This window comes from Allocatenococcus thiocycli, from assembly GCF_921292965.1.
GTDB lineage: Bacteria > Pseudomonadota > Gammaproteobacteria > Enterobacterales > Vibrionaceae > Vibrio > Vibrio natriegens.
Genome location: NZ_CAKLCK010000039.1, coordinates 105085 through 125901 on the forward strand (window position 1 = coordinate 105085; position 20817 = coordinate 125901).

Annotated in this window: 17 protein-coding genes and 1 pseudogene; 8 read left to right on the plus strand and 10 right to left on the minus strand. The window is 44.1% G+C overall.

Features of this window, described 5'->3' with window-relative positions:
• Positions 1 to 9 precede the first annotated feature (9 nt).
• The 6 genes from citG to citC are packed head-to-tail and all read right to left on the minus strand — an operon-like array spanning position 10 to position 5272.
• Positions 10 to 969 carry a triphosphoribosyl-dephospho-CoA synthase CitG gene (gene citG / locus L9Q40_RS15795; protein WP_498793886.1) on the minus strand — a complete coding sequence of 320 codons (960 nt, stop codon included), beginning with the start codon at positions 967 to 969 and terminating at the stop codon, positions 10 to 12.
• Positions 962 to 1486, minus strand: coding sequence for a citrate lyase holo-[acyl-carrier protein] synthase (gene citX, locus L9Q40_RS15800; RefSeq protein ID WP_498793887.1), 525 nt, complete (start codon positions 1484 to 1486; stop codon positions 962 to 964). Before citX ends, citG begins: the two co-directional genes overlap by 8 nt.
• Positions 1483 to 2955 carry a citrate lyase subunit alpha gene (citF, locus tag L9Q40_RS15805; protein ID WP_498793951.1) on the minus strand — a complete coding sequence of 491 codons (1473 nt, stop codon included), beginning with the start codon at positions 2953 to 2955 and terminating at the stop codon, positions 1483 to 1485. The genes citX and citF overlap by 4 nt, the downstream gene beginning before the upstream one ends.
• Before the next feature lie 54 nt (positions 2956 to 3009).
• On the minus strand, positions 3010 to 3885 hold the full coding sequence (citE, locus tag L9Q40_RS15810) for a citrate (pro-3S)-lyase subunit beta (protein ID WP_498793888.1): 876 nt from the start codon (positions 3883 to 3885) through the stop codon (positions 3010 to 3012).
• Positions 3882 to 4178 carry a citrate lyase acyl carrier protein gene (gene citD, locus L9Q40_RS15815; RefSeq protein ID WP_498793890.1) on the minus strand — a complete coding sequence of 99 codons (297 nt, stop codon included), beginning with the start codon at positions 4176 to 4178 and terminating at the stop codon, positions 3882 to 3884. Before citD ends, citE begins: the two co-directional genes overlap by 4 nt.
• Before the next feature lie 41 nt (positions 4179 to 4219).
• The gene (gene citC, locus L9Q40_RS15820; RefSeq protein WP_498793892.1) at positions 4220 to 5272 is read right to left on the minus strand and encodes a [citrate (pro-3S)-lyase] ligase; all 1053 of its coding nucleotides are present in this window, start codon (positions 5270 to 5272) and stop codon (positions 4220 to 4222) included.
• A gap of 270 nt (positions 5273 to 5542) precedes the next feature.
• On the opposite strand from citC, the gene citS reads away from it, so the two are divergent.
• From citS to istB, 8 genes and pseudogenes are all read left to right on the plus strand, one after another.
• Positions 5543 to 6886 carry a citrate/sodium symporter CitS gene (gene citS, locus L9Q40_RS15825; protein ID WP_498793893.1) on the plus strand — a complete coding sequence of 448 codons (1344 nt, stop codon included), beginning with the start codon at positions 5543 to 5545 and terminating at the stop codon, positions 6884 to 6886.
• A 75-nt stretch (positions 6887 to 6961) separates the two neighbouring features.
• Positions 6962 to 7192 (plus strand): annotated as a pseudogene (locus tag L9Q40_RS15830) (OadG family protein); the annotation flags it as partial.
• Between the two features lie 11 nt (positions 7193 to 7203).
• Positions 7204 to 8994, plus strand: coding sequence for a sodium-extruding oxaloacetate decarboxylase subunit alpha (gene oadA / locus L9Q40_RS15835; RefSeq protein WP_498793894.1), 1791 nt, complete (start codon positions 7204 to 7206; stop codon positions 8992 to 8994).
• A gap of 15 nt (positions 8995 to 9009) precedes the next feature.
• Positions 9010 to 10311: a sodium ion-translocating decarboxylase subunit beta gene (locus tag L9Q40_RS15840; RefSeq protein WP_498793895.1), complete on the plus strand. Its 1302-nt coding sequence runs from the start codon at positions 9010 to 9012 to the stop codon at positions 10309 to 10311.
• Positions 10312 to 10423: 112 nt separating this feature from the next.
• A complete protein-coding gene (locus L9Q40_RS15845; protein ID WP_498793896.1) occupies positions 10424 to 12079 on the plus strand; it encodes an ATP-binding protein in 1656 nt (551 codons plus the stop codon).
• Positions 12066 to 12746, plus strand: a complete 681-nt coding sequence (locus tag L9Q40_RS15850) for a response regulator (RefSeq protein WP_498793898.1) — start codon at positions 12066 to 12068, stop codon at positions 12744 to 12746. Before L9Q40_RS15845 ends, L9Q40_RS15850 begins: the two co-directional genes overlap by 14 nt.
• Before the next feature lie 256 nt (positions 12747 to 13002).
• Entirely contained in the window at positions 13003 to 14022 is a 1020-nt protein-coding gene (istA, locus tag L9Q40_RS15855) for an IS21 family transposase (protein ID WP_050935650.1), read from the plus strand.
• Positions 14019 to 14813 (plus strand): IS21-like element helper ATPase IstB, encoded by a 795-nt coding sequence (gene istB / locus L9Q40_RS15860; RefSeq protein ID WP_050935648.1) that lies wholly within the window; start codon positions 14019 to 14021, stop codon positions 14811 to 14813. Before istA ends, istB begins: the two co-directional genes overlap by 4 nt.
• Here istB and L9Q40_RS15865 read toward each other — a convergent pair.
• The 4 genes from L9Q40_RS15865 to L9Q40_RS15880 form a co-directional block, all read right to left on the minus strand.
• Positions 14810 to 15076, minus strand: a complete 267-nt coding sequence (locus tag L9Q40_RS15865) for a hypothetical protein (protein ID WP_498793899.1) — start codon at positions 15074 to 15076, stop codon at positions 14810 to 14812. The genes istB and L9Q40_RS15865 overlap by 4 nt on opposite strands.
• A 781-nt stretch (positions 15077 to 15857) precedes the next feature.
• Positions 15858 to 16124 (minus strand): hypothetical protein, encoded by a 267-nt coding sequence (locus L9Q40_RS15870; protein ID WP_263838795.1) that lies wholly within the window; start codon positions 16122 to 16124, stop codon positions 15858 to 15860.
• Between the two features lie 301 nt (positions 16125 to 16425).
• On the minus strand, positions 16426 to 19584 hold the full coding sequence (locus tag L9Q40_RS15875; protein WP_329354715.1) for an efflux RND transporter permease subunit: 3159 nt from the start codon (positions 19582 to 19584) through the stop codon (positions 16426 to 16428).
• A 13-nt stretch (positions 19585 to 19597) separates the two neighbouring features.
• Positions 19598 to 20755: an efflux RND transporter periplasmic adaptor subunit gene (locus tag L9Q40_RS15880; RefSeq protein ID WP_498793901.1), complete on the minus strand. Its 1158-nt coding sequence runs from the start codon at positions 20753 to 20755 to the stop codon at positions 19598 to 19600.
• Positions 20756 to 20817: the final 62 nt, after the last annotated feature.

Below are 20817 nucleotides of genomic sequence, written 5' to 3' on the forward strand. Positions count from 1 at the left end.
TTTTTCCTATTATTTTTTGTTGTTAGAAACGCTGTATTTTGTCAGCTCATCAATCTCGGCAAGTAGCCAAGTTATCGCCAAAAGATCCGCACTGCCTCCTGGGCTTAAGTGACGAGCAATGAGATCTCGGTCAAATTGGAGTAACTTTTCTTCCAGGTAGTTATCATGCCAACCGCCTTGTTTGAGTAACTTTGACGCATAATTCTGTACATAGCGTAACCCGTGCATGCCACCGCGAGAGACGACATTAGTATCTTCGTTATTTGCCATTAAAGTGAGCAGCGATTGCCACAGTGCTTGCTCCGCGGACGCACCTTTCAGCAAAGCACTTTGATAAGCGGGTAAGCTATGGGTCAAAACAGTTTGATATCCAGATGCTGCTTCCCCCCTCGCACCAGTCAATCCGAACTCACGGTATAATCTTTCTCCGTGCGTTTCTGTTTCTGTATTCTTGGTTTTGAGTTCACGCGAAACTAACAAAGCACTACAGCGTTTAATCACTTGGCTAATATGAATTGAGTCAATGGCTATTCCTTTCCCCTTCAACCAACCTACAGCCCCGCACACCAACCCTAGCGCGAAAATCATACCTTTATGAGTGTTCACGCCATTGGTTGCTTCAAACATCGCTTTTTCTGCTGCAATACCTATTGGACGAAGTGAATCGAGGAGTGTGTCTGCTGAAAACTCGGAGTGTTTTAAACCAGCCTTAAGAAAGTCGAACAGATAAGGTCGAATTGCGCTCGCACTCCCTTCAAACAATGAAACATCCATATCAGCATGCGCTCCATTGTTAATCAGATCGACAAGTCCTGGCTTCGGCGACAGGTGCACTTCCACCAACATTGCGTGGTAAGCAAGCTCTGCAACTAAAGAGAATAGATTGATTCGAATTGCGGTTTGATTCGGATAACTAGGAATACTGCCAATTTCATTATCAAGGAGCAATTTGAGAGCAACATTAGTCATGGCGCACCATCGCCTCTATATGAGTTACTAACTGGTTAAGATCATGCTTTCGAGTTCGAGAACACACTGCTGCGTATTCATCGCAAATGAAGCACTTTCTCCAATTCATACCCTGTGATTTTCGGGATATTGACTGGCCATTAATATCAATGACATCCAAGTCCATAATTCTTCCCAGGTGATGCTGTTTTTCAATATCGATCATTACGCGTTTTAACGACATCGCACTGGGAGCTTTGACAGCAAAAATAGCTTCTGGGCCAGTCGGTTGAAGTAATACTTGTCGGCCCTCAATAGCCCAACCATTTTTAATGCAGACTTCGCTAACCGCTTGGACGCCTTGATCAAATATATTCTTCGTGCATTCCGTCATTTTATGTGGGCCGGGCATATTAACGGAGAACGACACCAGAGGAAGGGAGTGGCGTTTAAGCCACTCTCCTTGTCGTGTTACACGAGCTTCTTTGTTGGCCAAAACTTCTGAAAGACCAACGCTCAGCCCATCGCAGATGCTCATTCAGATTTAACCTTGCGAATGACATCAATGACAGACCCATCTCTATAACGAATGTAACCAACGATTTGTTCGTCATACTCAATTGGTTCAGCTTTACCCGTTAGCGATTCCGCTCTTGATACCAGCGTTTCAATATCCATTACAGGAAGACCAGCTTCCAATAAACGCTCTCGAATCTCTGGTCTGCGAGGGTTAACCGCAATGCCGTGATCTGTCACCAACACATCAATAGATTGTCCTGGAGTCACAACATTGAGCACTTGATTAACAACGGTAGGAATACGACCTCGAACCAAAGGGGCAACAATGACAGAAAGGCTAGCGCCTGCTGCGGCATCACAGTGACCACCTGACGCTCCTCGTACAACACCGTCTGAACCAGTAATGACGTTCACGTTAAAATTAACATCGATTTCTAACGCGCTAAGAATCACAACATCTAATCGGTCAACGACCGCCCCCTTAGAAGACGGGTTTGCATATTCGTTGGCTGAAATCTCAATGTGGTTCGGGTTTCGAGAGAGTGAATCAGCAGCGCCTGCATCAAAACACTGAACGTCCAGTAAGTTTCGGATTAGACCCTTCTCATGCATTGCCACCATCGTCGACGTAATGCCACCCAAACCAAACTCCGCGGTAATACCATTTTTTTCCATGCTATTTTCTAGGAAGCGAGTCACCGCTAAAGACGCACCACCAGAGCCTGTCTGCAAAGTGAAGTTTTGCTTAAAATAGCCAGAATTGATGATCACATCCGCAGCACGTTTCGCAATCAAGAGTTCGCGTGGGTTACTGGTTAAACGTGTTTCTCCCCCGCCAATTTTGCTCGCGTCACCGACCTCTTCAACCTGCACGACTGCATCAACGCTATCTTGGGAAATTGATGCCGGATGATTTGGGTAACCAACCAAAGATTCGGTCAGCATGATTACTTTGTTTGCGTGTTGCGCGTCAATTTTTGCGTATCCAAGCGAGCCACAGCGCGACTTACCATGCATACCATTCGCATTACCAAACTCATCACTACAAGGTACGCCAATAAATGCGACATCAATCTTCAGCTCACCACTTTTAACCAGATGAACACGTCCGCCATGAGAGTGAATGTGAACAGGTTCTTTTAGCAATCCATTTGAAATGGCTTCACCGAGTTCTCCTCGAATACCAGACGTATAAATCTTGGTCACCACACCATTCTTAATGTGCCCAACGATCGGAGAATGGATGCCCGTAAGAGAGCTAGACGCTAAGGTAAGGTTCTTGAAGCCCATCGATGCGATCATATCCAAAACTAAATTGACGACCTTGTCTCCGCCTCGGAAAGCATGATGGAAGGAAATCGTCATTCCGTCTTTCAGGCCAGAATCGAGTATCGCTTGCTTTAAATTTGGTTTAAGTTTACGAGACAATTTTGACTCAATATCATTCAGGTGCGGGGTTAGCGTGTTCGCGTCTGTAAACAGACGCATTGCTTCTGGCAACAGTGTTGTTGCGTTTGATTCCATATCTTTCATTGTCTCGCCCTACTCTTTAATACCAGATTGTGCTTTTTGTAATGTCCAACGAGCACGCTCGATAATTGGCCCATCCACCATTTTGCCGTTTAGAGAAACCACGCCAAGTCCTTGCTCTTGAGCTTCTTCGGCGGCCTCAATCACTTGAATCGCATAATCGACTTCTTTTTGGGTAGGAGCGAAAACATTGTGCAGTAGCTCAATTTGACGAGGGTTAATCAGTGATTTGCCATCAAAACCAAGCTCTTTGATATGCTCAGCTTCACGTAGGAATCCTTCCTCATTATTTGCATCAGAATAGACAGTATCAAACGCCATGATGCCTGCCGCACGTGCCGCTTGAAGAATGGAACAACGAGCAAAAAGAAGCTCCGTTCCGTGAGGAGTTCTCTGAGTTTTTAGATCTCTGACATAATCTTCGGCACCTAGTGCGATGCCTATTAAACGTGATGAAGATTGAGCGATTTCAACCGCATTATTCACCCCTTTAGCGCTCTCGATCGCCGCCATCATTTTCGTGCTGCCGACTTCTCGGCCACATACGCGCTCAATGTCTTTAATGCAGTTCTCCATTTCTAAGACATCTTCAGCACTGTCTGTTTTTGGTAAACGAACAACATCAACACCAGCACGCACAACGGCATGAAGGTCTTTAAGGCCAAACTCCGAGTCCAACGGGTTAACGCGTACCACTTTCTCAATATCTTGATACAAAGGATGTTGTAAGGCGTTGAAAACAAGCATACGAGCCGTATCTTTCTCTCGCAGTGCTACCGAATCTTCCAGGTCAAACATGATCGTATCTGGCTGGTAAATAAAGGTGTTACTCAACATAGCTGCATTAGCACCTGGCACAAACAACATGCTACGACGTAATTTACTCATGATAATTTGCCCCATTCAATTCTATCGCTTTCAGTTGCACGAAGTATCGCTGCTTGTACGCGAGCTTTAATTACACAATCCAGTGCGCCTTTATCTTCGATCTCTACAATGGCAGAAGACACTCCGAAGGAGTTAAGTACGTCACGAACTAGCAGCTCTATGGCCTTGCCAAACTGCTTGTACACGGTGCTATCAATCACAATATCGAGATCACCTTCAGGGTTGGGGGAGATACGAACCTGCAAGTCACTTGATTCAAGTGTTCCTGCAAAAGCGGGAGTTGTTATTTTCATCTATAGACCTTTAACACGTTGGTTAAAAATTAAACTGACTGCTACGCAGCCGCAATTTCTTCAATACGACACGTCTTTAACGAAGTATTTTGTTTTAAGTAATCTACTGAAGTTTGGGGTAAGAATTTTGTTAGTAAGTTATATTCCCCCTGAGCTAGTAAAGCTCGTACTGTTGAGGCGGAAATAGGAATCCCTGACAAGCATTTACGTTCAATTTCTATAACCTCCACTCTCGGAGTATTTAAATCATCCGTAGTTAACCAATGTTTCATCTGTTGGTTATAGTAATTCGTCACAAGACAATCAGGCTCTGTCCCGACAAATCGATGAGTAACACCTAATGCAGGAGCAATATATTTTCGGAAAATATTCAAATCGATTGCAGTATGGCAAAAATCAATCACCCCTTCATCTTTGATAAAATAAGTAGGGAATGTTGCTTTAGAGATGATATATTTTGAACCTGGGTGAATAGTAATATTAGGAATATGCTTAGTCCCATTAGAAATCATATTTACCCGGTCATTATAGGAAAAATCATTACCTTCTTCGCCAACAACAAAAAGGTGTAGCCAGTCACAATTTAAAGCGGCAGTCTCAATTAAGTATTGATGCCCAAGAGTGAAAGGATTTGCGTTCATAACAATACTTCCTATCTTATTGCCTTCTTTTTTACGTCTCTTTAACCTTCTTGTATAATTTCTTAAATTAGATTGACCATTTTCCATCAATACTAATTTATCTTCTGCAGTAGCGATTGGGAAAAATCCAGAATCTCGGAATAACTTTGCATTTTCTGGCTTGGTAAATAGAAATAGATCAAATCTGCCCATTTCATAAGCCATCGCCGTCAATTCGGTCATTAAATTAAGTGAGAAACCCGTTCCATGTAATGCAGGATCAATAGCAATCGATTTCAAGATTGAGCCAGCAAGTCCACCACAAGCAATAATTTGTTCATTAGACTTTGCTACAACAAAGCGTTCAACATCGGAGTCAACATCCAGTTCGAAACGAGTCAAAAATTCAGTTACCGCAATGAATTTTTCATGATGGTTTCTATTAACTCGACTAAATGAATAAGTGTCAAACATTGTCATAATCCTCTTTCGTGATGGGTTCATATTGCACCACATTAGATTTAAAAATAATGACCGACTTCGCTTATTTCATTCCCTTAAAAGTAATTTATGAATTTAATGAACTTAATTGAACAAGTTATTGATATGTAATGACTTTTAATAATTAAAAACATTAAAATCATAAGTTAACTATACTCCACAAATTTAAACGATCACTATCACAGTTAAAATAAGTAATATAATTTTAAAATATCCACGTTAAATTAACATGGAATAATAAAGATGAACTCAAAAACTATCTCTATATCTACAACTAAAAGTCCAGGAGATAACTTGTTATCACAAGTTAGAATATTTGGATTACCGTTACCTTTATACGCACTTACTCTTGCGATAATTCTAATTGCACATTTAACCGACACTATCCCAAATAATATTGTAGGTGGTTTCGCTTTCATGTTTGTAGTCGGTGCGCTTTTTGGTGAAATTGGCAAACGATTACCAATATTCAATAAATATATCGGTGGCGCACCAGTAATGATTTTCTTGGTCGCTGCATGGTTTGTCCATGTTGGGTTATTAACACAAAATGAGATTGATACCGTTACTTCAGTAATGAAAGATACTGACTTTTTAGATCTCTTCATTGCGGTATTAATTACTGGCTCGATTTTAGCGGTAAACCGTAAATTACTGCTCAAGTCTTTAGTTGGTTATATTCCAACCATTCTTGCGGCTGTTGCTGGTGCTTCTGTCCTGGGCGTTGTAGGCGGTCTATTGTTTGGTATCCCAGTTGACCAAATTATGATGCTTTATGTATTGCCAATCATGGGCGGTGGTAACGGCGCTGGTGCTATCCCACTATCAGAAATCTACGAGTCTGTAACAGGTGGCTCAAAAGAACAGTACTACTCTATCGCGATTGCAATTCTAACAATCGCTAACATCGTCGCTATCGTTGCGGCGGCAGTACTTAACAACGTTGGTGAGAAGTTCCCTTCTCTAACTGGTAATGGTGAGCTACTGAGAAAAGCGACTTTTGATGTCGAAGAACTAGAGACACCAAAAATCACGCCTCGTGAAATTGCTATCGGCCTAATGCTAGCGGCGTGTGTTTACACATTCTCAAATGCGCTTTCAAAAGACATTCTACCGGGCTTTGGTGATGTAAAAATCCACACCTTTGCTTACATGGTGATCATCGTTGCCATCATAAATGCTAGTGGTGTCTGTTCTGAAGAAATTAAAGAAGGCGCGAAACGCTTGTCTACCTTCTTCTCTAAGCAGTTGCTTTGGGTGCTTATGGTTGGTGTGGGTATTGCCTACACGGATCTTGGTGAAATCATCAATGCACTGACTTTCACTAACGTCATCATTGCAAGCCTGGTTGTTCTGGGTGCTGTTTTTGGTGGTGCAATTGGTGGTTGGTTTATGGGCTTTTACCCAATTGAATCATCTATCACTGCAGGTCTATGTATGGCTAACCGTGGCGGTTCTGGCGACCTGGAAGTTATGGCTGCTTGTAACCGTATGAGCCTACTATCTTACGCACAGATTTCATCTCGTCTAGGTGGCGGCATCGTACTGGTTATCGCAAGTGTTGTATTCGGCATGCTAGGTGCGTAGGTACGTTTTCACTTTAAAGAGCAAAGGTTGTCTTTGCTCTTTATTTTTTATTGAGAGACTTTAATGGAAGTAAATTTATTTACAGAAGGCTTGAACTTAATGACCTTGGGTATGGGTTTTGTCTTCACTTTTCTCGTTTTTTTGGTTTTTGCCGTTAAAGCAATGTCCAATTTTTTGGTTCGATTTGAAACCACAACCAGTCCCCAACCCAAAAACGTAGCACCAACTCCCAAAACGGATCATCATCTTGTTGCCGTTATTGCCGCTGCTATTCATCACAAAAAAGTTCAACAACGCTCTTTGTAAGAGGAAAATCAATGTCTGATTCAACCAAACGTATTGGTATTACTGACGTAGTATTACGCGACGCTCACCAATCTCTATTTGCAACTCGACTACGCCTCGATGACATGTTACCCGTGGCAGAGCAGTTAGATAACGTTGGCTACTGGTCCCTAGAATGTTGGGGTGGTGCAACTTTTGATAGCTGTATTAGATTTTTGGGTGAGGACCCATGGGAGCGATTACGAGAACTTAAAAGCGCCATGCCGAAAACGCCTCTACAAATGCTATTGAGAGGACAGAACCTCCTTGGTTATCGTCATTATGCCGATGACGTCGTTGATAAGTTTATCGAGCGTTCTGTAGTAAATGGTATGGATGTATTCCGTGTGTTTGACGCGATGAACGATCCTCGAAATATGCAACAAGCCATCGCCGCAGTCAAAAAACAAGGTGCGCATGCACAAGGTACGCTCTGCTATACCGAGAGCCCTGTTCACAACATGCAAACTTGGGTTGATATCGCCCAGGAGCTCACCGAATTAGGCGTCGACTCCATTGCAATCAAAGATATGGCAGGTATTTTAACGCCATTTCAAGCTGAGGAATTAGTGTCAACACTGAAGAAACAAGTCGATGTGGACTTACATCTTCATTGCCACGCCACAGCAGGTATGGCCGACATGACGCTATTAAAAGCCATTGAGGCTGGCGTTGACCGAATCGATACTGCGATCTCTTCCATGAGTGGCACATACGGACATCCCGCTACCGAATCGATTGTAGCAACGCTACAAAATACCGGATATGACACCGGGCTCGATATCTCAGCTTTAGAGAACATTGCCGCCTACTTCAGAGAAGTCCGTAAAAAATACGCATCATTTGAAGGCCAATTAAAAGGCTCAGACTCGCGCATCATTGTCGCCCAAGTACCAGGCGGCATGCTGACCAATATGGAAAGCCAACTTAAGCAGCAAAATGCGGCAGACAAGTTCGACGAGGTGCTAAAAGAGATCCCAATCGTAAGAAAAGAGCTAGGGTATATTCCTCTTGTTACGCCTACCTCACAAATTGTCGGCACTCAGGCGGTGATTAACGTTCTGATGGGTGAGCGCTACAAAAGCATTACGAAAGAAACCGCAGGCGTGCTAAAGGGCGAATACGGAAGAACACCAGCACCGGTCGATACAGATTTACAAAAACGCGTCCTTGAAGATAGCCTTCCAATTACATGTCGACCTGCAGACAAACTAGAGCCGGAAATGGAGCAACTTGAAAGTGAGGTACTCACACAGGCTAAAGCAAAAGATATCAAGCTTAGTGACAATGCGATTGATGATGTATTGACCATCGCCCTCTTCCCACAAGTCGGTTGGAAGTATCTAGAAAATAGACACAACCCAGACGCATTCGAACCTGCACCAAATCAAGACGCAACCATCTCAAACAAACAAGAGAAGAAAAAGATGACATCCCCTCAAGAAAGCTGCGTGTACACCATTACTGTGAATCAGCAAAGTTATGTTGTTCAAGTCGACGAAGGCGGCGAAGTTCAAACGCTAACTGCAGCGCCAGCAGCCCAACCTGTAAAAGAAGTCAGCAACCAAGCGACGGAATCTATGGATGCTCCTCTGGCAGGTAATATTTGGAAAATTCATGCTAAGCCAGGTGACGCCGTAGAAGAAGGGCAAGTGGTGCTTATTTTAGAAGCAATGAAAATGGAAACGGAAGTTCGCGCTCCCCGCGCTGGTACGATTTCTAGCATCGAAGTATCCGAAGGAGATGCCGTCGACGTAGGCGTACCTCTACTTTACTTAGCGTAAAGGAGCTGCAACTAAATGGAAAATGTTTTAGCGTTAATCAATGATTTCGGCTTGCTTCACCTCCAATGGGGTCAAGCAGTTATGCTTATCATCGGGCTAATCTTGCTCTACTTGGCAATCGTCAAACAATTTGAGCCATTACTACTTGTTCCCATTGGGTTTGGTGGCATTCTTGCTAACCTTCCCGATGCAGGATTGGCACTTTCCGCTGTAGAAAATGCTCTGCATGCAGCGAAGCCAGAAGTGATGCATGCCTTGGGTTCTATTTTAAACATCACGACCGATTCTGCATCGGAAATCAAAACAGCTTTACTAAGTGCTACCCCCACTCAGTTAGCACATATCAGTTCGATCGCTCAAGACTATCAGTATTCTGATGGTATGTTGTACGTGTTCTATAGCATCGTTATCGCTTCTGGTGTCGGCCCACTGATCATTTTTATGGGCGTAGGTGCAATGACGGATTTTGGTCCGTTACTCGCAAACCCAAAAATGTTGTTACTTGGTGCAGCTGCACAGTTCGGTATTTTTGCCACCGTTTTAGGTGCACTAGGCTTGAGCTCTTTAGGTCTAATGGACTTCAGCGTCGCACAAGCAGCCGCGATAGGTATTATTGGGGGAGCTGATGGCCCAACGGCTATCTACGTATCCAGTATGCTAGCACCTGAATTACTCGGAGCTATTGCCGTTGCAGCATACTCATACATGGCGTTAGTTCCACTCGTACAACCACCAATTATGCGTGCGCTTACCACCGAGTCTGAACGTCAGATTACGATGCAACAATTAAGAAAGATCGGCAAATTAGAGAAGATTTGCTTCCCGCTACTTTTGCTCATTCTTATTGCGATGCTTCTACCTTCAGCTACCCCTCTGCTTGGTATGTTCTGTTTCGGTAACTTAATGCGCGAATGTGGTGTTGTAGAGCGACTATCAGACACAGCACAGAACGCTCTGATCAATATCGTCACCATCTTTTTGGGGCTCTCTGTTGGTTCTAAACTCGTCGCAGATAAGTTCCTGCAGCCACAAACCATTGGCATTCTCGCACTTGGTATTGTTGCTTTCTGTATTGGCACCATCGCAGGCGTACTTATGGCAAAACTGATGAATAAATTTGTGACTCAGAAAGTTAACCCATTGATCGGTTCCGCTGGCGTTTCAGCAGTGCCGATGGCCGCTAGGGTATCGAATAAAGTGGGACTTGAAGCGAATCCACAGAACTTCCTACTGATGCACGCCATGGGTCCTAACGTAGCGGGTGTCATCGGCTCTGCTGTTGCCGCAGGTGTAATGATCAAATATGTGATCGGATAGACATCTATCATAAATAATGAGGCCTGAATTGATAATCCTATAGATCTCGATCAGGTCTCTCACTTATCCCATCTGTTAATTTACTCTTTAATTAATAAGAAGTTAACATTCAATGCTAGACCGTACCCTACACCAATATTTATGCAAAAACCTTTCATTTAGACAACGTGTCTGGGCATTACTTTTTGTTGTTATTTCATTTCAATTGATTTTAATCGCTAGTTATTTTCACTACATCCTCTCAGAGACACTGAATCATCAAGTGAGCACACGTGCGATTGTTCAAGCAAGAGAAATATCAAGTGACCCTCAGCTCATCGAAGCCGTTGCTTCGCTCGATGCCTCAAGCATTCAACAACAACTAAAACGTCTGCGGGCAATATCAGATGCGAGTTTTATTGTCGTAGGTGACCGTAATGGAATACGACTTTCCCATCCAAACAGCGCAAAAATTGGTCACCCAATGGAAGGCGGCGACAACAAGCGGGCTTTAAAACAAGGCATACACTACTACTCTATACAAAAAGGCAGTTTAGGGCTCTCCATACGGGGTAAATCACCTATATTTTCCCACACCGGAGAAATCATTGGCATTGTATCGGTCGGATACCTAGTTGATACCGTTAGTCATTGGCTATTACGTTACTCCACGCCTTTCTTCTTCGCACTTTTATGCATCTTGTTCTGCTCCTCACTGGGCGCATGGCTATTTTCTCGCCACATTAAAAGCCAAATGTATGGAATGGAGCCTGAGGAAATCGCTTTATCCCTCAGAGTTCAAAACTCAGTCTTTGAAGCGGTTTATGAAGGTATCCTCGCGGTCGATAATCAGGGGCGGATTCTATCCGCCAACCAAAGGGGGCTTAGAATCCTTGGTATCGCTCGCAACCTGTCGCATTTACAAGGCCGTATGGTGAGTAAGTACGTGACACCCGCTGGCTTTTTTTTGGGAGAAAAGTTTGGTGACGAGTCTGGTGAGACGCTACGCCAACAAGAAGTCATCACCTGTAATGGTGAAACACTCGTCGCAACACGCGTAAAAATTTGGGAAGACAATCAGCATGCAGGATGGGTGATTAGCTTTAGACCACGAAATGATCTCAATACACTGACATCACAACTCACTCACATACAACAACAAACTGACAATTTGCGTGTTTTGAGCCACGAGTATGCCAACAAATTATCGACTGTGAGCGGTTTAATCCAAATCGGTGCCTACGAAGAGGCTTTGAGTACAATCAGGCAAGAAACCGAAACACACCAAAGGCTCATTGACTATATATCTCAAACGTTTAACTCAAAAATAATTGCTGGGTTACTACTAGGAAAATACAGCCGAGCAAAAGAACTAGGGTTGGAACTGAGCTTTGATCCCTACTGCCAACTAAGCTATCCCCCAACACGGCTCACAGAAGACGAATTGGCAGCCATAGTGGGAAACCTGCTAGATAACGCATACGAAGCAACACTAAAAAATTCAAACAGCAACCGATGCATATCCATTTTGATTTCCGACGCTAATGAAAAAGAGCTATTAGTTGAAGTAGCTGACAATGGTATTGGAATTGAGGATGAAATAGCCGATTCTCTTTTTGAAAAAGGAATCACCAGTAAAACACAGCCAGGGCATGGTATTGGCTTGTATCTGGTTCACCAGTTAGTAAATAACACCGGAGGCTCGATTCTTATTGATCACGCCGAGACCACCGGCACTATATTTTCATTATTTATTCCCAATGAGAGTTCGAAACATGGAAATTTATGACGTTCTGATAGTAGAAGATGAAACCAACATTGCAGAGTTTCACTCTTACTACCTCAAACAAACAAAACGTTTCAGACCGATCGGAATTGCGACAAGTATTGCTGAAGCTAAAAAAATGATTCAATTGCTTAAGCCAAAACTTGTCTTACTCGACAACTATTTACCGGATGGCAAAGGTATTGAGTTCTTAAAAGATATTACAGCAACGAAACAGTCTCCCGACGTCATTTTTATAACCGCAGCCAATGATATTGAAACCGTTCGAGATGGAGTGAGATGTGGGGCATTCGACTATTTGTTAAAGCCGATTTCATATGATCGATTGACAGACTCGTTAGAGCGTTACCTCAAATATACTAGCTCCCTGAAAGCAAGCGATAATATCAATCAGCGTCATGTTGATGAGCTGTTTAACTTTCAATCTAAGTCAGCGCAAATACAAGACTTGCCAAAAGGAATTGATGAACTCACTCTCGATAAAGTGAGTATGGCGTTTGATAGCTCAGAAGTCATCTACACTGCTGAGTCATTAGGCAGCGAGATTGGCATAAGCAAAACAACAGCAAGACGATACCTTGAGTTTCTAGCCGCTAAGGGCTTTCTATTAGCTCTAATTCAACACGGTAAAGTTGGACGCCCAGAACGAGTCTACCAAAGAAAAAATTAGTATCTGTGAGAAAAACGCTTTGGAACCCCTACGACCCAAAGCGTTCCCTATTTACCGCTCTAAAACTGCAAATAATATTAGAGCGTTAAATCTGCCGGAATCACTTCTGTACCTTCAGATATTTCTAAACTACGGATGTTTTCACTATGTGCGGTGCATTGTCAGCGCCGATGTAAAAATGACCCACTAACGCCGATTTAAAATTGACCCACCTGAGTCAAACTATCCGTTCGTAACATGGACAAAGCGGCGGATTATGATCAATCAGGAGCAACTAGTGGAAATACACGTTTTACATCAGCAAGGGTGCAGCATCCGCCGTATCGCAAAGGAGCTGGGGATCTCAAGGAATACCGTTCGTACTTATCTGCGAGATAGAAGCAAAGCACCCGTGTACCCCGAGCGTCAATCCCGACCAACTAAACTTCAGCCCTACCATGACTACTTGTGTACGCGGATTGAAGCCGCAAAGCCTTATTGGATACCCGCAACCGTCTTACTACGTGAGTTAAAATCACTTGGTTATGAAGGCGGTATAACGATGCTTAAGGAGTACATCAAACAGTACAAACCAAGTACGCCTGTCGACCCTGTCGTTCGGTTCGAGACATTGCCAGGTGAGCAGATGCAAGTGGACTTTACGACCATCACCCATTACGGAGTCCGTGTTAAAGCCTTCGTGGCAACGCTTGGTTATAGCAGAGCGACGTTCGTTCGCTTTAGTGAACGAGAGCGCCAAGAAGACTGGATAGAAGGTCTTGAAGAAGCGTTTGAATACTTCGGTGGCGTCCCCAAAGAAGTTCTGTTCGATAATGCGAAAGCCATCATGATAGAGCGTGATGCATACGGTGAAGGTGAGCACCGCTGGAACCCTGCACTGCTCACCGCAGCCAAGAAGTACAATTTTAAACCGAGAGCCTGTCGTCCATATCGCGCAAAGACCAAAGGAAAAGTGGAGCGATTTAACTCCTACTTGAAGAATAGTTTCGTCACTCCTCTTGCGGCGACACTCAAGCAACACGGACTTAAAATCACCGTCGATGTTCTTAATGGACATATCGGCGCATGGCTAGAAACCGTCGCTCACCAACGAACTCATGGTACGACAGGTGCAAAGCCTCAGGTTCTCTTAGATGAAGAGCGCTTTACACTTCAGTCGCTACCATCGCCGACACGCCCAGTCACACCACTAACAATAAGCGATAGTGTGATGCCACTTGAGAGCTTCCAGCACCCACTCTCGACGTATGATGCGTTGTTGGAGGTACGACCATGAACCTTCAAATGAGTCGTATCGAGGCTGCCTGTGCAACGCTGAAGTTACAAGCTATCGGTCAGGAGTGGCCGAGACTGGCAGAAGCAGCCAACAGTCGTGAACTGAGTCTAGCCGATTACTTAGAGTCACTTCTGAACGCTGAACTGGAAGCGCGAGCAGAACGCACAAGAGCCACACTGACTAAGTTCGCCAGCTTCCCAATGGAAAAAACGTTCGATGACTATGACTTCAAGTTCGCAACGGGTGCCCCAAGAAAACAGCTCAAGGAGTTAACAGGGTTAGCCTTCATTGAGCGAAAGGAAAACGTGGTATTACTCGGCCCAAGTGGCGTTGGTAAGAGCCACCTTGCAGTGAGCCTTGGCCAAATAGCGGTTCAAAAGGGCCTAAAGACACGGTTCATCACCGCAGCAGACTTGATGCTTCAGCTATCTACAGCAAAAGCTCAGGGTAAGCTTGAAAGCTACTTGAGACGAAGTGTACTCGCACCTAAGCTACTTATCGTCGATGAAATCGGCTACTTACCGTTCGGCAGAGAAGAGGCCAACTTGTTCTTTAACGTCATCGCCAAACGTTATGAGCAAGGCAGCATTATCGTGACCAGTAATTTGCCGTTCTCTCAATGGTCAAATGCGTTCGCCGATGATACAACGTTGACGGCGGCATTACTCGATAGACTTCTTCATCACTCGCACATTGTACAAATCAGCGGTGAAAGCTATCGATTAAGAGGAAAGAAAGCGGCTGGAACCATACCAGCGGTTCTAGAAAGTCTATCTGAAGGCAAAAGTTAATTGTATGGGTGGGTCAATTTTACTTCGGCGATAACGTCGATAAGTGGGTCAATTTTAAACTGGCGTTGACAGCATAGTGGTATTACAAACAACTTCCGCTCTTCGCCTGTCTTTTTTACTAAAACACCGTGTTTATGGTGCATTGTACAGTTAATTTCACAACAATGCTGTTGCTCAGTAGAGCTAAAATGCTGCCAATACGCTAACCACTCTAGTTTGGCTTTTTCTGTTATCAATTCGTCAGATATTTTTCGTACTATCATGCTCAGACCACTTCATTATTAGACCACAGACATTACACAAGAATAATGAATTAAATTTCCTAATACGCTTCAAAAAATATTGGAGATTTAATGCTCGATTTAATTTCTATGTTCTTTATTAGTTCTTTATTACTTTTGTCTTGTAAGATCTCGTTATTAACAATCAATAAAAAACTCCAAGACTTGAACAATTTGGAGAAATAAAGACACTATCGATAGATAATCTTTAACGGCAGGGATAGCGTTAGTGCATGAATGTTTTTAAACTTATTTTTATTCTTACGGAAAATATTCGTAAGTGATTAGCAAACAGGCCCACAAACTGCTTATACCAAAAGTGGACAGCGAAAGCATTGACCGCTATTTAATCAATCATAAAAAACCTTTTTTGAACACATAAGATACAGAACCGCAACAAACCATTCATGATAAGTAACGATAATGAAATCATTGATTGAGGAATTAACATTTTAACAATCATTACAACAATGTTAACTTTAGCGCAGTTGGTCGCACTGGTGGTAAGCCTCTCACCAAGCTATTGTCAGTTTGATAAGGATGTTCGACCATCTCCATAATGAATAGACACCGAATTTGGTGCCCTTTTTCGCCCGCAAAGACGGTTCTTTGCGGGCTTTTTTCTGTCTGCGATTTATCAATAGACATAAAAAAGCCAGCTTTTATATGCTGGCAAGAGAGCAACAAGATCAGCGCCTACTGCTATCTAGCGCTGAACGTGTATTAGGAGTCATTCTTTATTTTGACAAGGGCCATTCAGAAACTATGACTTACTCGCTTCTGATTTTTGGCACGCAACCTTTACCAATTGTGCCTGCTCTTCTTTAATACGTTTAACGATTCGTGCATCTCGAGCATCGATATCGTCCATATTCATTTGCTGAACCTCTGCTATCGCTTCGTGCTTCATTGTAGAGAAGTCTTGACGCAAATCAGAGCTCCACTCCTCCTTGTCTAAAGTGTTAGCAGCAGCGATTGGTGATGACATTACAGCAATAAGACCAAGAGTAGAAAAAAATACGCTTTTCATAGCGAGCTCCTTGAGGATTAGCAGTTTATTTTAGGTACGCTCTATACATTGCACGTACGATGCCAACTTTTTAACCCTTAAATTTCAGTGACTTATTTTAAATAATGCTTTATCACCGAAACCCTCATGGTAAATTTCGCACACTGAGTGTCAAATTAACCATGTCTATATTTTCTTTTTATTCTATTCATTAAAGCTATAGCACAAATGGCGCTATCTCGTACTTTCATCACGATTGCATTTGAGACAAATAAAAAGAGCAGCCCGAAAGCTGCCCTTGAATTATGAAGAGATAAGTACTTTAGTTAGAAGCTTTAACGTGAGCTTCTGACGTATCATCCGGCTTTTTGAAACGAGCGAACAGACGCGAGAAAAAACGCTTAATCGCTCTGAATATATTCTTGATGTCCTCAAGCATCAGATACAAACAAGGCACCAATACTAACGTCAATATCGTCGCATAAAGGACTGCAAAGCCTAGCGCGACCGCCATCGGAATGACGAAGCGCGCCTGTAAACTCGTCTCGAACATAATAGGCAGAACACCAGCAAACGTCGTGATTGAAGTTAGAGTAATCGCGCGAAAACGTGCACACCCAGCCTCAACAACCGCTTGTTTAATATTCATCCCTTTTTCTCGAACCTGGTTTACGTAGTCCGTCATGACGAGAGAGTCATTGATTACCACACCTGCTGCGGCAATAAGACCAAAGGTGGACATCATACTGATGTCTAACCCGAGCCAGAAATGCCCCCAAATCGCGCCCGTCAAACTGAAAGGGATCACCGACATCACAATCAGCGGCTGCGTGTAACTCTTCAGTGGCACCGCTAGTAGGATGTAAACGATGATCATCCCGGCAATGAAGAAGAGAATCTGCTCGTTACGCTGTGCAGCTTGCTCCTCGATGTCCCCACCTAGCTCAGTTTTAACGCTTGGGTACTGGTTTTTCATGTCGGGCATGATGCTTTCATCGATGATTTTCACCACTTCTTCTGGCTCAACCAACTCTTCATCAATGGAGCCATAGACGTAAACCGTCTGATAACCACCCTCACGACGAATAGTACTCACGCCCGGTTGCTCATTAATCTGCACCACATCACCCAGCATGACCTTTTTGCCTGCAGGCGTTGTGATCACGGCATAGCGAAGCGATGAGAAAGCTTCACGCGTTAATTGCGGATAACGAACCATCACTTTGATTTCTTCGCCGTCACGGATTAATCGCTGTGCTTCACCACCATAGAAACTGCCACCCACTTGCTGAGCAATCATGGTGAGATCCAAACCGAGATCGTAGGCAACAGGTGCTAGCGAAAGCAGCACTTCTTTACTGCCTGAATCAATCGAAGATGAAATATCGTACAGACCTTCTTGCTGTTGCAAGCGGTCAATTAAGTAACGCCCCGCTTCATTTAGCTCATTGATATTCGAGCCAAACAACAGATACCCGAATTCGTCTCGATCACCACCACCCGCACTCTGTTCACGAATCTTGATACTCTTCATTCCCGGAATGGTTGGCATTGCTTCACGCCAACGACGCGCAAGTTCGAACGTATTGAAAGGACGTAAATCCTCGTCAACAAGCGGAACCAAAACTCGGCCTTCGGTACGGCTTCTGTTATAAGAAAGTACATCTCGAATCATTCCCTGACCGTGCTCTTCAATGGTCTGAGTTTCGACCTCCTGCATAACACGCTCAATGGTTTTAAGTGCATCAATGGTTTGCTCACTTGATACGGTATCATTCATTTCAATCGTGATCGCCGGATAATCGGTCGGTACTTTAGGGTTAGGAATGACGCGTACGTAATTTGAGTTTACTAGCGCTGCACTGATTGCCAGTAAGCCACAAAATATGGCGAAAACACTCCAACGCCAGTGAGTACAAAGGGTGACAAAACGGCGATAAGTGCCATTAACAAAACCAAAGAAGCGCGTATTAAAGCGATCTCGCCATCCGCCAACCTTTATAGGTTTGAAATTGGTGTGTGCAAGGTGGGCAGGTAAGATCAACTTGGATTCAATCAGACTGAAGACTAAACATAAGATAACCACACCCGCGATGCCGTAGAAAAATGCACTGTCGATTCCGCTAGAAAGCAAGAAAGGAGCAAATACAGCGATGGTCGTCAAAACGCCAAATGTCGCTGGCGTCGCAACGCGTTTAACACCACGGACTACGTTTTCGACACCTCCGCCCTTTTCCTCAATTTCACTGTAGGCGCTTTCCCCCATCACAATCGCATCATCGACGACGATCCCCAAAACCATGATGAAGGCAAACAGAGAGACAATATTCACTGTAATACCCAAGGCAGGCATTAACATCACCGCGCCCAGGAAACAGACAGGTAAACCGATCATCACCCACATAGCTAAGCGGAAGCGCAAGAAAATACTCAGCATAATGGCGACCAAAGCGGCACCCTGCAGCAAGTTTTTCAGCATCATGTCGAGACGCCCATTGAGGTAATAAGTCATGTCGACCAGTACCTTAAGCTGAACGTCACTTGGTAGTGTTTTGTTTTTCGCCTCAATGTATTTATGAACCGACTCAGCGACGGGAATAATATTCTGGTCGCGCGTCGCTTCTACAGACATATAAATCGCGTTTTGTCCCGAATATTCAAAGTATCGCTCTTCTTCAGTAAAGCCATCTTTGATTGTCGCAATATCCTGCAGCAGAACTTTCGCCCCGTTAGCGCCTAACTTTACCGGAATATTTCTGAATTCATCACCGTGGTAATACTGGTTTTCAATACGTACTGCGATCATCCCAGAGTTGGTTTTGACTTCACCCGCTGAAAAGTTGGCAGAGTAACGTCGAATCGCGTCACTCACATCACTCAACGTGAGGTCGTACTTACGAAGCACAAGCGGATCGACTTCAATCGCGATCTCTTCTTCAGGCGCACTCACATACACCAACATGACGTTTTTCAGTTGCAGAAGCTCATCTTCAATTTGCTTGGCGATGGGCTTTAACTCTTCGAGTGGCCTATCACCAACGAGCCCCATCTCAATCACGTCCTGACGCCACTCAACTTGATAGACATTAATTGGCTCCATACCCGCAGGTAAATTGGACAAGGTATCAATCCGTTGATTCACATCATCAAGCACGCGTTTGATGTCAGCATTTACATCCACTTCAATAGAGACATAGGCACTGCCTCGACTCGCTCGGGATACGACTTTCTTAATGCCCGTAACGTCTTTTATCGACTCTTCTACTTTGACGAGAATGCTCTCCTCTATTTCCTGAGGAGAGGCGCCAGGATAGGTTGCGCGCACATCAATGTAGTTAACTTCGATGTTAGGGAACATCTGTCTCTGAATGAATAGATAGCTCACGATGCCCATGACAATGATAAACACCATCAGCAGGTTCGCGGCCACAGGGTTATTGGCAAAATAGGCAATTATGCCCTTTTGATTGGTCTCTTCCATGACAAACTCCTACTTATTGTACGACGGTTTCGGAGTCGTCATTCTTTTTTGCGATTTGCACCGCCATGCCTTTTTGCGGGTACTCAGGCAGAGTTAACACCAGCTTATCGCTCTGTTCCAGACCGTCACCGACCAACATAAACTCGCCTTCCGCTCTCAGTACGGTAACAGTTCGAGGCTGTAGTTGGCTGTCATCATTGACAACCCAGACGGTGCGGTTTTTAACCAATTCTTGAGGTAAGCGATAAATGTGTTTGAGCTCTTTCCCGGTAAAGCTGACTTCAACATAAGAACCAAATTTGATTGGTGGTTGCTTATTATCAATCCCATATGGGTCCTCAACCTGAATCACCATATTGATCATTCTGGTTGCGCTGTCGATCATACCTAGGTCACGAACCACTTTGCCTTCACGCGTCGTCGACAAAATACCTTGCTGAGTGACAGTGGCACGAAGTTCATTGATAGATTCTGGTAAGAATGCACTGTCAAATCCAGCAATCGGCACATGTATTTCTGCTACTTCAATATTGTTGAGCGTAGCAATACGAGATCCAGATGTAACGAACTGGCCGACGCCGATATCTCGCTCAACCACTAGCGCATCGTATGGTGCAATGACTTTGCAATTTTCCAGATCACGCTTAGCACGTTTCAAAGACGCTTGTGCCGATTTCACCTGCGCCTCTGCGCTTAGTACATGCGGTTTACGTAAATACAAGTCCGTTACTTGTTTATCACTCAATTGCTTAGCCTGACGCTTGGCGACTTCTGCTTTCGCCTTCTCCTCGATCAATGTTGCACGAGCACTGGCCAAAGCTGCCTCAGCTTGAAGCACTGCCGCCTCGTAGTTATCGCTTTCAATCGTGAACAAGATTTCACCGCGCTTTACGATACCGCCAATGACAAAGTTAGGGTGCCAACTGATGACTTCACCGCTCACTTGAGCAGAGAGGTGAGTTTTCTCAAACGGCACCAATTCGCCATGGCTGGTAATCACCACTTTGTGGTCGGTAGGAAAAAGTGAAGATGCCTGAACCGTCGGCTCAGCAATGGTTTCTTTCGTCGACTCTTTTTCTGGAGCCGTCGCGGCTATTGCGGCATAACCTGCGTACGAGCCACCAGCAACAACGAAGGGTAAAAGCCAACGCAACATGGGTTTTGATAACATCCAAAAAATCCTTTTTTATTGTTTTTGTCACCGTTTAGTGCTTGATACGACCTACAGGTGTC

Bases quoted from the DNA above. Each gene is read 5' to 3' on its own strand.
- L9Q40_RS15865 (WP_498793899.1), bottom strand. From the start codon at position 15,076: ATGATAGTACGAAAAATATCTGACGAATTGATAACAGAAAAAGCCAAA.
- L9Q40_RS15880 (WP_498793901.1), bottom strand. From the start codon at position 20,755: ATGTTATCAAAACCCATGTTGCGTTGGCTTTTACCCTTCGTTGTTGCT.
- L9Q40_RS15850 (WP_498793898.1), top strand. From the start codon at position 12,066: ATGGAAATTTATGACGTTCTGATAGTAGAAGATGAAACCAACATTGCA.
- citC (WP_498793892.1), bottom strand. From the start codon at position 5,272: ATGTTTGACACTTATTCATTTAGTCGAGTTAATAGAAACCATCATGAA.
- citX (WP_498793887.1), bottom strand. From the start codon at position 1,486: ATGAGCATCTGCGATGGGCTGAGCGTTGGTCTTTCAGAAGTTTTGGCC.
- oadA (WP_498793894.1), top strand. From the start codon at position 7,204: ATGTCTGATTCAACCAAACGTATTGGTATTACTGACGTAGTATTACGC.
- istB (WP_050935648.1), top strand. From the start codon at position 14,019: ATGAACCTTCAAATGAGTCGTATCGAGGCTGCCTGTGCAACGCTGAAG.
- L9Q40_RS15875 (WP_329354715.1), bottom strand. From the start codon at position 19,584: ATGGAAGAGACCAATCAAAAGGGCATAATTGCCTATTTTGCCAATAAC.
- citG (WP_498793886.1), bottom strand. From the start codon at position 969: ATGACTAATGTTGCTCTCAAATTGCTCCTTGATAATGAAATTGGCAGT.
- citS (WP_498793893.1), top strand. From the start codon at position 5,543: ATGAACTCAAAAACTATCTCTATATCTACAACTAAAAGTCCAGGAGAT.
- citE (WP_498793888.1), bottom strand. From the start codon at position 3,885: ATGAGTAAATTACGTCGTAGCATGTTGTTTGTGCCAGGTGCTAATGCA.
- citF (WP_498793951.1), bottom strand. From the start codon at position 2,955: ATGCGTCTGTTTACAGACGCGAACACGCTAACCCCGCACCTGAATGAT.
- citD (WP_498793890.1), bottom strand. From the start codon at position 4,178: ATGAAAATAACAACTCCCGCTTTTGCAGGAACACTTGAATCAAGTGAC.
- L9Q40_RS15845 (WP_498793896.1), top strand. From the start codon at position 10,424: ATGCTAGACCGTACCCTACACCAATATTTATGCAAAAACCTTTCATTT.
- L9Q40_RS15840 (WP_498793895.1), top strand. From the start codon at position 9,010: ATGGAAAATGTTTTAGCGTTAATCAATGATTTCGGCTTGCTTCACCTC.
- istA (WP_050935650.1), top strand. From the start codon at position 13,003: ATGATCAATCAGGAGCAACTAGTGGAAATACACGTTTTACATCAGCAA.
- L9Q40_RS15870 (WP_263838795.1), bottom strand. From the start codon at position 16,124: ATGAAAAGCGTATTTTTTTCTACTCTTGGTCTTATTGCTGTAATGTCA.